This is a genomic window from Paenibacillus thailandensis, assembly GCF_042685365.1.
GTDB lineage: Bacteria > Bacillota > Bacilli > Paenibacillales > Paenibacillaceae > Paenibacillus_AP > Paenibacillus_AP thailandensis.
The window spans coordinates 709782-723195 of record NZ_JBHUMY010000001.1 but is presented as its reverse complement, the minus strand read 5'-3'; the positions used below and the strand labels follow the sequence as shown (position 1 = coordinate 723195).

The following is a 13414-nucleotide window of genomic DNA, read 5'->3' as shown; positions in this document are numbered from 1 at the left end:
TTGACCTAGTTACCGCGACTGTCTATGCAACTCATCATGATTCATCTCGATTCACCGCGATTAACGGTAAACCGTAACACTAAGCTCAACTCGCGGCTATTTTGCAGCAACACGAGCCATCTCACGATAGCTCAACGCAAATTGCCGTAAAAAAAACCGGCGCCAACCCTGAGCGGGGGCGCCGGTTCTTCGGCTTGTCCAACTATTGGATTTTGGCCAAAGCTTCTTTCATCTTGTCCGTATAATCAAACGAGCGGCCTTGCAGCTGTTCCGGCGGCAAGTCTTTCAGCTTGTCGATCCGGCGCTGCACTTCCTCGCCAATCTCTGCGGCCCGGTTCCAATACTGTTCCTTCTTGGAGCTGTCGGTTTCGCCAACCGATACGTATTCTACTATCGCGATTTCGTAGAACGTAATATCCCAGCGGAATTTGTCCAGACCGTCTTCGATTTCGGTTAGCATCCCTTCCATGTCTCCTGCTCTTCCGAGCCATTGGAGACGCGACAATACAATATCACGGTTGTAAGGGTCGTTCTTTTTGGCGGCGTCAACGGTCGACAGTGCCTCTTTCAGAAATCTTTCTTCACTCGTATTTTGATAAACTTGGTTTAGCCAGTCTAGTTTTACAAGCGAAAACTGCGTATGGTTCGGAGAGAGCTCAATCGCTTTGTTTATCGGGCCAAGCAGGTCGTTAATGTCGGCCGAACCGCTTGAAGCCATTCCGATCGCTTTCGAATAGGATCCATTTGCATTCGTTTCCCGGATCGCGCCGAAGAGCAGCACGAGAGAGGCGATGACAATCGCAGATGCGTAAATCGTTTTGCCGTATGAACGTGTCTCGCCATTCGAAGATTTAGCGCTTGTGTTGCCGCCTTTAGCCGGCACTCCGCCGGTTTCAACTGCAGCAGCAGTCTTCTTCAGTCCCATTAGGCTGCCGTACGGCGCCAGCATGGCGCCCAGACAGACAAACAGAATCGCGCTTAAATAAACGTAACTCATATCGAAGTCAATGGCGCTGTGGACGAGCAAAGCCAACGAGAAAATAAAAAAGACCAAATGGCTTCCCCGGCGTTCCGGGTGTTTCGCGTAAAAACGAATATAAAGGATGTAACAGTAGGCGAGCAAGGCCAGCTGCAGCAGGAGGCCGATCCAGCCCACTTCTACCAGCGTTTGGATAAAATAGCTATGCGCTTGCTTGCTCCAATACGGGTTATTTTGGTATTGTTGGAACAATGCTTGCCACGCTCCGCCTCCGGCGCCAAACAACGGATAGTCCTGCGACAGGCGAAGCCCGTCCTCGTAGAACGTCCAACGTTCCAAGACGCTGTGCTGCTGGAAGTTAATCGTAGAAAGCCTTTCTTCGATCGGATCGGGCAGCAGGCTGCGAATCGGATTGTTCGTAAGCAGCAGCGCCGCGGCGATCGCGCCAAGCACGACGATAAGCGCCGGAACGAACAGGAACGAGCCGCGACGGTCGGCCAGCTTCTGCACTTTGGCTTCCAGTTTGGCGGACCAGCGGACCTGAATGTGCATGATGACCGCCGCAATAATTACGCTGGCCGCAAGGAGCATCAGCCAGCTTTGCAACGGCAGCGAGCTGAACAGCGAGATCGTATCGGGGCCGCGCTCAGCCGTAGGCTGCACGATCGCGGATATTTTCTCCGAGTTCTTCGTTATAACGCCCAGGAACGCCATGGAGACGACCACCGATATGACCATATAAACGATGTACAGCAGCTGTCTCATGAAGCTCAGGAACGGAATCAACGCGAGCAGAATAACCGGTATAACGACGAATGCCCCGCGGGAGTACGTTAGCATAAACGAAATCCAGATCGGCGCCAGCATCAAAGCATGAATCAGATTCATATACCAGCGTTTGCAATTTGTAGTATAATAGAGCGTCGCGAAAAACAACGCAAGCAAGAAGCCCGCGTATGTATTCGAATATTGGAAAAACGAAGTCAACCGGTAACCCGTGCTGGAAAGCCACATGGCGTCACGGTAATAGACTTGGCCAAACAAGTTCAGCAAGCCGAACAGAACGATAATATAAGACGTGCCCATAAGGGAGTACTCAATGATTTTGCGCATTTGCCATTTCTCGGCCGCAAACAGCGCCGTCACGAACAAGGCGGCAAGCGCAAACACGATCAGCGTCATGAACTTGGCGTAATAAGGAGCCGCAGCCTGGAAGGAAGAAATCCAATAAACGACGGCAAACAACATGACGCCAATCGACAAAATGCCCCGGTGGCTCGCCAGCGACCAGTTTTGCCGGAACAGGTAGACAGCCGTTACAATTAATAGAATATAAGCAAAGATGACGGCAGGATAAATTTTGCTTTCGAAATTAAAAGCATAGCCATTGAATAATGCCTGGTTATAGGGGAAAATAAAGATGAACAATCCGACACCAATCGTCATGATCCACTGCAGCAGCGGAATGTTCCCGTAGGCATTCTTTCTGCCCTTGCTAGAATACGTACTCATTAATCTTGTGCTCCTTGTTTTGGTAAATTGTGCTCTATTGTATTTTAGCAAATGGGGGCGAAGATGACTATAGTAGATGACTATAGATAAAAATTTGAAAGATAGGCGTGAAAATTTATTGTTGTATGAATCATTTGTTTTTATATTCTATATTAAAATAACTACAATTTTTTATATAAGTTAATTGCTCTGAGAGGGAAAATGCCAAATGACAAATTATTTTAAGAACAAGTATTTTGAAAATTTTTTTAAGTATAGGTATTTATTGATTCAGTTGGTGAAACGAGAATTCAAGGTGAAATATAAGAGATCTATTCTCGGAGTCGTATGGTCTCTTTTGAATCCCTTATTCACGATGATTATACTTACTTTGGTTTTTTCGACATTGTTTAAATCAAACATTCCAAACTTTCCTGTTTATTTTTTATGTGGGTCTATTCTGTTTAACTTTTTTTCAGAAGCAACAAATATCGCACTAGGTTCAATATATATTAATGCATCTCTAATTAAAAAAGTCTATATTCCCAAATACATGTTTCCTTTATCCAAATCTATTTTTAGTTTCGTTAATTTACTCATCTCATTAATTGCTATTGTGCTAGTTATTATAGGTACTCGTACTGAATTCCATTGGACAATGTTGTTATTTTTTATACCCCTGATTTATTACTTTATATTTACAGTAGGAGTGTGTCTGATCCTTTCATGCGCCGCTGTTTTTTTTCGTGATTTAGCACATTTGTATGGTATTGTTTTGACAGCTATTAGTTTTCTTACACCTTTGTTTTATCCAGTTGAAATACTACCTGATACAGTTAGAGTACTTGTTGAACTAAGCCCGATTACACAAACAATTCAAATGTTTAGGGAAATCATTCTATATCATCATATTCCGGGGGTTTATGAACAACTTAATATGGCGCTCTATGCAATTATTTCACTGCTTGTAGGAGTGTTTGTTTTTTATAAAAAGCAAGATAAATTCATCTTGTACATTTAACCAGAAAGAGTTGGTTGTGATGAATGATAATATAGCAATATCAGTAAAAGATGTATCTGTGAATTTTAATTTACAGACTGAGAAAATAGAAAATTTAAAAGAATACTTTATTAAATTTTTTAAAGGGCAAATCAACTACAAGGAATTCCTAGCTCTAGATAGGGTAACCTTTGATGTTAAGAAAGGAGAAGTTTTTGGATTAGTTGGATTGAACGGAGCAGGTAAAAGTACTTTACTCAAAGTAATTGCTGGGGTGCTAAAGCCAACTAAAGGAGAAGTAAAAGTTTGCGGCAATATTGTCCCTCTTATCGAACTTGGAGCTGGATTTGATATGGATTTAACAGCGAGGGAGAATATATTCTTAAACGGAGCAATTCTTGGTTATAAGAAAAGTTTTATCGAAGAGAAGTTTAACGAAATCGTTGACTTTGCAGAGACGAGGGACTTTCTAGATGTCCCACTTAAAAATTATTCCTCAGGTATGTTGGCCAGAATTGCATTCTCAATATCCACGGTGGTTGAGCCAGAGTTATTGATAGTGGATGAAATTCTGTCAGTCGGAGACTATAAATTTCAAGAAAAGTGTTTAGAAAAAATAAGAACAATGATTGAAAATAAGGTTACTGTATTATTTGTGTCACATAGTGCTGCTCAAATTAAAGAACTATGTCATCGTGTGGCTTATCTTGAAAAAGGAAAGGTAATCGAAGTAGGGGACACAGAGACTGTTATGAATAAATATATGAATTAGAATTGGGTGAGAGTAAGTGAATATATGGTTGTTAACAAGTGAATTTCCTCCAGAATATGGTGGAGGAATTGGGATGTATGTAAATCAAGCTGCTCAAATGTTCGCAAAAGCTAATCATCAAGTAACGGTGATAGTCAGAGATCACAAAAAATCGCAAGTAGAAAGCCCATTGCCTAACTTGCGCATTATAAGATTTAAACATATGCAAGGCGAACATTATAACTTTATGGGGTATTGGGCCGCGCTAGCCTATCAATTTGCAAATGAGGTAATTAATCAGATAAAAATTGATGGTGTTAAACCTGATGTTATCGAGGTCCAAGATTATAATGCCATTGGATATTATTTACTTATGAAAAAGTGGCAATTGGAACCTATATTAGCTAATATCCCGATCGTAGTACATTTACATACTCCGACCTTTGAGCTAGATCGGGTTAACCAAGCTCCAATGTATAAGTTTCCAAATTATTGGATTGGTCAAATGGAGAAGTTTTGCCTAAAAGCAGCAGACGCCCTCATTAGTCCAAGTCAATATTTAAAAGATCAGTTACAGCGATATGTACCAGAAAAAGAAATTCAAGTAATAAATCTTCCGTATTATATAGATGATTATTCTGAAGGTTATAAAAGAGATTATAACAGTAAGACATTGTTGTATTTCGGAAGAACAGAGTATCGAAAAGGCGTAAGTCAAATGCTTCAAGGAGCAGAACAGCTCTGGGCAAATGGAGAAGAGTTTACTTTGAAAATCATAGGTGGGGATACCTATTTTCATCCGAAAGCACGTAATTTAGGTGAAATATTAAAAGAGAAATATGCACATAGGATCAAACAAAATAAACTTGTATTTTGTAATGCAGTTCCTCCTGAAAAATTAAATCCTGAAATATTAGCTGCTAGGGCCGTTATCGTTCCATCACTTTATGAGAACTACCCGTATACTTGTTTATCAGCGATGTGGTTGGGATCACCGATGCTGGTTTCAAGATCGGGAGGGCAAGCTGAGATGGTTCAGGATGATGAACTTGCTGGTTTATTATTTGACTGGAACATTTCGGGTGACTTTGAAAAACAACTAGCTCGAATTGTTAACCTGGATAGCACGCAGCTCGAGAAAATGAGTAAAGTTTCTCATAATAGAATCAGAGAGATGTGCAATATAACAGATAATTTAAAGCAAAGAGTGGATTTTTTTGAGAAAGTAATAGATAAATTAAAAAATGACGGTTCCAATCAATCTTTCCCTACACTAATTCAAGAATATAAAATAGCTGTTGGTGAAGACATAGGACAAGAGTATGAAAAAGGTCTCCTTTCAATCGTTATTCCTTACTATAACCTTGGTGAGTATCTGGCAGAGACGATTCAGAGTGCATTAGCTACAAATTATACCCCGATTGAAATAGTAATCGTCAACGACGGGACGAACGATGATAATAGTATAAAAGTATTAGATCAATACCGAAACCATTCGAAAATTAGAATTATAGATATTCAAAATAGAGGATTAGCTAATGCTAGAAACGTAGGAGCGATCAATTCAAAGGGTGAATATATAGCATTTTTAGACGCAGACGATTTAATTGAGCCTGAATTTTATCCGAAGGCTATTAATATTTTAAACCAATATAAAAATGTTTCTTACGTGTATAGCTGGTTAAAATATTTTGGAAATAGTCACGATGTATGGCCAACCTTTAATACTGAGTTCCCATATTTTCTTGCTTCGAATATGTTAGCTGCATTTGTAGTGGTAAGAAAATCTGATTTTATAAATTATGGCCAGAATAAGATTGCAATGGAATACGGGATGGAGGACTATGAAGGGTGGGTAGCTATGGCATCGAATGGCTGTATTGGTGTTAGTATTCCGGAACCCTTGGTACACTACAGGGTTAGATCCAATTCGATGTCAAGACAATTTAATAGAGATGTTATTATATATTTGAGACAGAGATTATCTGAATTCAATTCAAGCTTATATCAAAAATATGGTTTAGAATTATTTAATTTGATTGATGCTAATGGTCCAGGTTATTTATGGGACAATCCTACTCTGGATTATCCCCCGGTTTCACTCGCATATAATGAGCAAAGTTCAATTGGGTCTCAAAAGCAAGAATTGATGCGATTAGCAAATTCCAAGTGGGGGTCTAGAATAATAAAGTTGTTTTTTAAACTCAAAATGAATAAATTACTACGATGAAATAATTGGGGGATAAAAATGGAAGTGGAAAGAATTGAAACAAAATCAAAAGATTATGTAGAGTTATTGTTTCATTGGCATCGCTATTTAATTGCTCAAGAGTTTGTAACGGGAAAAGTTGTGTTAGATATTGCATGTGGCGAAGGATACGGGGCTTACCAACTTTCAAAACAGGCTAAAGAAGTTATTGGGATGGATATTGATCCAAAAACAATTGAAATTGCAAAGAATAGCTATGTAAATCAAAATTTAAGATTTCTTTGTGGTGATGCTAAAAAGATTGAAATTCCAAATAACTCGATTGATATCATAGTGTCCTTTGAAACAATTGAGCATATGAATGAAAATGACCAAATTGAGTTTCTTAATGAAATAAAGAGAATTCTTAAACCGGATGGAATATTACTTATCTCTACTCCAGATAAGACAAGAACCGATCTTTTTGAGGCCAAAAATCCATTTCATCTAAGAGAATGGTATAAAGAAGAATTTGAAGCTATTCTTCAAACTCTTTTCACTAATGTTAGGATCTATCTTCAAGAAGTTAATATGAGCAGCTTTTTATGGGAGAGTAATAATAGTATTGATAAATTATTAATGAATAAAAAAATAAAAATATCAGGGGAACACATAGATAGTGCCCCGAGTGAAGAGATCAAAAATCATTTGTATATGTTGGCTGTATGCTCTAATAACGAAATTACAGAGAACATCGCTAGTATATGTCATGAAGTAAACAGAACACCCTTAGAGAATCTATGGAATAGATATTCAGAAGATGTAGCCGAATACCAAGAAAAAATCAAAGTTTTAGAAAGAGATAAAATTTTATACTTAGATAAACTTAATGAATATGAGCAAGAACTTTCCAAACTAAGAGCCGAATATGACGGACTAGTCAATGAAGTAGAAAAGAAAAAAGAGGATGTTAAAAGGTTCCAAAGTCAGATAGAATTCTTGATGGAGGATAAAGAGAGATTAAAGAAAAGGATATCATACATCTCAGAACATACTAGTACTTATAAAGATGTTATTAATTCTCAGATAAAAGAAAAAGAGCAGTTATGGCACTTACTTAATACAGTAAGACAAGAAAAAGCTATTTATGAAAACCAACTTAACGAAATATTTGCTATGAAAAGTTGGAAACTTGTTGGTATCTATAGAGCATTCATGGACAAGACATTAATGGGTAGGATCCTTAAAAAAATTAAAAATGGAGTTTTTATTTTGATCGGTAACAAAGGGAGGGTTTAAGCTTGAACATATGGTTAATGACTACAGAGTATCCTCCTTTTTACGGTGGAGGAATAGGTACCTACTGTCACAACACAGCGAAATTACTAAATGCACACGGGCATCAGGTCAGAGTAATTGTTCCAGACAGTAATCTTGATGTCGCCATTGACGAGTCGGTCAGAGAAGGAGTAATTGTTTATCGATTTAAGCCTGGTTTGAATAAAATTTATAATAATATGGGGTACATGGCTGCGTTAAGTTATGATTTTGCAGATCATATTGAGAACCTAATAACAAAAGTAGGTAGACCGGATATTATAGAAACTCAGGAATATGGTGGTATTGCTTATTTTCTGCTTCACAGAAAAAAACAACTTAATTCTTTATTGATTGATATTCCTATATCTTTAAATTTACATACACCTAAATTTATTATTGATGAGATTGGTCAAGGTCCACAATTTAAGTTTCCTGATTTTTGGATTGGCGAATTGGAGAAGTTTTCTATACTCTCGGCTGATGTAGTGATTTCGCCGAGTCAATATTTGGTTGAGCAGATTTCAGACAGAATGAAAGTTAACCTATCGAATGTACATGTCATTCCGAATCCATATTCAGTTGATTCTGTTGAAATATTCGATAACTATGTATCCGATGATATGGTATTCTTTGGAAGGGCTCATTATCCTAAAGGACTAGATCAATTGATTAGTTTTTTAAAAGAATTTTGGGATACGGGATTGAAATCAAAACTTCGGGTTATTGGTAGTGATGGATTCTTTTCTGTTAAAAACTCTTCATTTACCGACTACTTGAAAAAGAAATACAAAAAATACGTTGATAACGGATTCATTAAGTTCGAAGGGTTAGTTCCACAGAAAGAAGCATTTGAAATTATTTCAGAGGCGAAGGTTGTATTTGTTCCTTCTCTTTTTGAGAGTTTTTCTTATGCAGTAGTGGAAGCGATGGCTAGAGGAAAGTTAGTTATGGCTTCAGATAGTGGTGGCCAACGTGAAATCATAGACAATCAGGTGAACGGGTTCCTATTTGACATCCATGATTTTAATTCATTTGAAAAAAACTTTAGCAAAATCTTAGAACTTACAGATTCAGAGATTATTTCCATGGGATTAGAGGCTAGAGACAAGATCAGTAAGTTTTGTTCTTATGAATTAGTGTATGAGAAGAAAATTAATCTGTGGGAGAATGTAATTCGTTCGAATCCAAAACAAAATAATCGTAAATATCCGTTTATACATGAATTCGATCTCAAAAAAAATACAAGTGACGAAAATTTGATTAGAGATGAGATTGATGATTTGTTAAGTGTAGTAATTCCTTATTACAATATGGGGCCTTGGATTCAAGAAACATTAGACTCTCTTATGGAAGTTTCTTATAACGATCTTGAAATAATCATAGTTAATGATGGAAGCAATGACGAATATAGTATTGAGGTATTGAATGAAATTGAAAAATTATATCCAGTAAAACTGATTCATAAAAAAAATGGTGGTCTTGCAAATGCAAGAAATGAAGGCGTTAAACACGCTAGAGGAAAATATTTGGCTTTTCTAGACGCAGACGATAAAGTCGCAACTGAATATTATACTAAAGCCATAAATATTTTAAAGGCCTATGACAATGTCAGCTTCGTAGGTTGTTGGACGCAGTATTTTGATGGTTCCAACGGTATGTGGATTACGTGGAACCCAGAACCGCCTTATTTTTTAGTTCATAATTCGGTTAACAGTAGTGCATTGGTTTATAAAAAAAGAGACTTTATTCTACATGGACAAAATGATCCAAAAATGGTCTACGGCATGGAAGATTATGAAAGTGCCATAAGTATGGTTGAAGCAAATTGTAGGGGAGTCGTAATAACAGAACCATTATTTATCTATAGAATTAGGCCTGATTCTATGTCAAGACAGTTTAATGTAGATAATCAAACTTATTTATACCGCTTAATTACCGATAAGCATCGAGAGTTTTATTCTATGTTTTCATTTGAAATATTTAATATTTTGAATTCGAATGGTCCGGCTTACTCTTTTGATAACCCTAGTTTTTAAAGGTTAAGAGTGACATAAATCAAAAAAGGTATCCAGAGTAATTAAATAGAGGTGTAATTTGTGGTACAGATATTTCATACAAGCCGGAACATCAAAATAAGTTTATATGCTTTCTGTTCTGCAGTGCTTTTACTTTTGATATCATTCTATACTGAAACATTATTTAGTAATGGAATAAAAAGCCAAGCGGGTTATATTAGTTCAAAGGCCCTCTATTTTATTTGTGTTTTTATAATTTCATTTTTTATTTTTCATATAATAGAGCGGCGAAATGATCAATTCATAAAGTATTGGTTACGAAATTTTCTTTTAATTTTCGTACCATATTTATTGTGGTTAGCCGCTAGTTGGCCTGGAATATTTGTTTGGGATGAATTTTGGGTTTATCAATCGTCAACCTATTTTCTATTAGAGTATTGGCAATCTTATTTGACATCTTATTTCTTTATCCTTGCGCAATATTTATTTCCATCTGCAGGAACGATCGTCTTTATACAAGTCTTCTTTATGTCTGCTATTACATCTTGGGTTATAACAAAATTAGAAATTCATTTCGCAATAAAGAGATTGAAGTATCTAATAATAGTATGTTTGATCTTATGGCCAGCTTTTATTTTTAGTACATTGATGACTTTTAGAAGCACAATGATAGCGATGTTGGAGTTGTTGTTAATAGGATTGCTTTATTTTTACTCTCGAGAAAGCAAATTGGGGACGAGTAGAGCTCTGGTTGTCATTCTGTTTTTAACCGTGGTCTTATCAACCTGGAGAACGGAAGGAATATATCATTTAGCTGTTGTTCCAATATTTCTTTTAATCTCCCTTGGTAAAAAGTATACGAAGAAGATTGTATTATTCACCATTGTTGCTTTGTGCGGAGTTTTGTTTATTAATAATATTTATTATATTTTCAATAAAGACAACTCCACAAAAATGAGATATGAATTAACCGCATATATTAACCCAATTTCAAACATTTTATCTGATAGAAATGCAAATCTGAATAATATTAATTTGGATATAATTAATAGTGTTGTAGATGTTGAATTGATGAAGACTATGCCGGATTATTACGAAACCCCGAGTTTCTGGAATGGAGCAGTTAAAGAGGGATTTACGAACCAGCAATTAGATCAATTTAAAAAGGAATATGTTAAACTAGTACTTCAAAATCCCGATATATTCATATCGGCAAGAACAAGGACATTACTAGGGGCTTCTGGTTATTCAGAGAATGGTAAATACACGTCAGATTACATTAGTTTCTACTTACGAAATAATGAACAAAATGATGCAGTCGAGTCTTTATTAAGTAATCCATTTAATAAACCGATGATTTCTGATATACGTTCAATTGTTGTCAAGTACTTGGATTTTAGTAGATCAAAACTCGGACATACAAGTCTAATGATGGTATTTTGGAACTTTACTCCTATATTATTATTTTTGTCCTTAATTTTAATTCGAATTAATTCAATAAGAGACCCTTTAATTTGGATGAGTCTTATTTGCTTGGCTAGAATTCCGCTATTATTCTTGTTACAACCAGGAAGCTATTTCATGTATTACTACCCTATGTATCTAGCCGGTTTTTTTGTAATAATCGTATATTTATTAGAGAAAAGAAAGAAATATACTAGTAAAAATATGTGATGAAATGAGTGAGAATATTGTGTGGGATCATATTAATTTAGTTGACTTTGATCAGGTTTTATTTAATACCAGAGAAGCTTTACAAGAGGCATACAGGGAAGCTTTTAACGCGAATGGTGTGGATTTTATCCTTTCCGATTTTATTGAATTTGAGGGCAAAAGTATCAATTCACTTTTGGAGAAGTATGAGATTAGTGAAGAAATAAAAGAGCAGATCAAAAAGTATAAAAAAAATAATTATAAAAATTATACGAAATACACTATTCCGAATTACGACATTCTTTCGTTACCAAATAAAGTAATAGTTTCAAACGCTCATTCTGATGACATAAGATATATATTAACATATTATGGTGTTAGTGATGTGATTGATGTTATCGGAAGAGATAGAGTAAAGAATGTTAAACCGGATCCTGATCCTTATTATACTGCAATTTCGCTATATCCTGCGAATAATTATACTGTATATGAAGACAGTGATACTGGGAAGATTTCAGCAAAGAAAGCAGCAGAATTGCATAATATTTCTAATAAATTGTCAATTGTACATGTAGATTTATATCTAGAAGAGTACAAAGGGGGAAGCGGAGAAAAAATTAGAAGACAAGGGAAAGTAATTGATAAAATAACTAAAAGTAATCAATCTATCGGTATTTTAAAAGATTCTGGAATCAGAACCCCCGAGATTTATTTTTCTAACTATGAAAAAATTATTATGAGCTTTACAGAAGGCAGTAGATTGTGTGATGTGTATGATGGGAGAATCCACTTTAAAAAGCTTATTCAATTAATAGAGGATATTAAAAAAATTAATATTAAGAATAATGCAAGCTTAGACACATATATCAACCGAATCAAAGAGCATCAGCATTTTTTTACTGATGACATTGGATTGATGGAGATTTTTGAGTTATGTATATTCCAATTAGAAAAGAACAGGTTGTTATTAGAAGAAGAAAGGTCGTTTAGTCACGGAGATTTAACATTATCAAATATTTTAGTAGATGAAAATGAATTAGTTGTAATTGATCCGAACTATCAGGTTGACCTGTATAGTAGTTGGTTATTAGATCTTGCAAAAATTTTACAATCTGCTCGAGGGTACGAATATACTTTTGGAATTACCAACAAAATTAACCTGAACGAACTATCTAAATTAAGAACCGACATACTCAAATATTCAGGTGCAAAATCAAGAGTGGTAGAAATTTTAGAGCTCAGTCATTGGTTAAGATTACTTAAATACAAGAAACAACAGAGTGAAGTGGAGTTTCTCAAAGCAAAAAAAATAACCCTTAACATTGGAGAGGAATTAGTTAAATGGCCGATTCAGCAATCATTTTAGCCGGAGGACTAAGCAAGCGCTACGGAAAAAATAAGATATTAGAGAAATTTAGAGATAAAACGTTGCTAGATTACAATATTGACTTTTGCATTAGAAATAATATAGGTAAAATCATCGTTGTATATTACGATGAACAAGTCTTCACTTACCTTAAAGGAAGATATATCCGGGAGGTTGAAAATGATATTATTATTCTTATTAAACGTCCTCAATCTCCTGAAGGTACCGGAATGTCTTTATTAACCGGCGCGCGATGTGCAGGTGGCAGGTTCATTGTATTGTTTGGAGATAACTATTATAGAGGCATTTTAAATGATAATTCGATGGATAACATTGCAACTTATGTTGTTAAAGAAGAGAACGAACAAAACAAAAGATTTGCCGCCATTGTTGACAATAAAATCATTGAAAAGCCTCATAAATTTACTTCAGGTGCATTTTTTGCCGGTTATATGATTTTAAATAAAGACGATGTATTGGAACAGCCTGTATTATTATCTGATCGTGGGGAAGTTGAAATCACCGATATTTTTAATAGATGCGAAAAAAAGAATATTAAACAACTCGATATAGTATGGGAAGAGATAACATACGGGGAAGATTACTATAAAATGTTGGAGTTTATCGAAGCAACGGATCGATAGGAGAATG

Annotated in this window: 9 protein-coding genes; 8 read left to right on the top strand and 1 reads right to left on the bottom strand. The window is 35.9% G+C overall.

Going from position 1 to position 13414, the window contains the following annotated elements; genetic code table 11:
- Positions 1–202 precede the first annotated feature (202 nt).
- The gene (locus ACFSW5_RS03320; protein ID WP_379269749.1) at positions 203–2491 is read right to left on the bottom strand and encodes an O-antigen ligase family protein; all 2289 of its coding nucleotides are present in this window, start codon (positions 2489–2491) and stop codon (positions 203–205) included.
- 208 nt (positions 2492–2699) lie between these two features.
- On the opposite strand from ACFSW5_RS03320, the gene ACFSW5_RS03315 reads away from it, so the two are divergent.
- From ACFSW5_RS03315 to ACFSW5_RS03280, 8 genes are read left to right on the top strand one after another with little or no spacing between them, the layout of a single operon-like run.
- A complete protein-coding gene (locus ACFSW5_RS03315) occupies positions 2700–3491 on the top strand; it encodes an ABC transporter permease (RefSeq protein ID WP_379269747.1) in 792 nt (263 codons plus the stop codon).
- Positions 3492–3510: 19 nt separating this feature from the next.
- Positions 3511–4242 carry an ABC transporter ATP-binding protein gene (locus tag ACFSW5_RS03310; protein ID WP_379269745.1) on the top strand — a complete coding sequence of 244 codons (732 nt, stop codon included), beginning with the start codon at positions 3511–3513 and terminating at the stop codon, positions 4240–4242.
- 16 nt (positions 4243–4258) lie between these two features.
- On the top strand, positions 4259–6451 hold the full coding sequence (locus ACFSW5_RS03305) for a glycosyltransferase (protein ID WP_379269743.1): 2193 nt from the start codon (positions 4259–4261) through the stop codon (positions 6449–6451).
- A gap of 18 nt (positions 6452–6469) precedes the next feature.
- The gene (locus ACFSW5_RS03300) at positions 6470–7708 is read left to right on the top strand and encodes a methyltransferase domain-containing protein (RefSeq protein WP_379269741.1); all 1239 of its coding nucleotides are present in this window, start codon (positions 6470–6472) and stop codon (positions 7706–7708) included.
- Positions 7709–7710: 2 nt separating this feature from the next.
- A complete protein-coding gene (locus ACFSW5_RS03295) occupies positions 7711–9765 on the top strand; it encodes a glycosyltransferase (protein ID WP_379269739.1) in 2055 nt (684 codons plus the stop codon).
- Positions 9766–9825: 60 nt separating this feature from the next.
- Positions 9826–11418 carry a hypothetical protein gene (locus ACFSW5_RS03290; protein ID WP_379269737.1) on the top strand — a complete coding sequence of 531 codons (1593 nt, stop codon included), beginning with the start codon at positions 9826–9828 and terminating at the stop codon, positions 11416–11418.
- A 19-nt stretch (positions 11419–11437) separates the two neighbouring features.
- The gene (locus tag ACFSW5_RS03285; protein WP_379269735.1) at positions 11438–12763 is read left to right on the top strand and encodes an HAD hydrolase-like protein; all 1326 of its coding nucleotides are present in this window, start codon (positions 11438–11440) and stop codon (positions 12761–12763) included.
- Positions 12739–13407, top strand: a complete 669-nt coding sequence (locus tag ACFSW5_RS03280; RefSeq protein ID WP_379269733.1) for an NTP transferase domain-containing protein — start codon at positions 12739–12741, stop codon at positions 13405–13407. Before ACFSW5_RS03285 ends, ACFSW5_RS03280 begins: the two co-directional genes overlap by 25 nt.
- Positions 13408–13414: the final 7 nt, after the last annotated feature.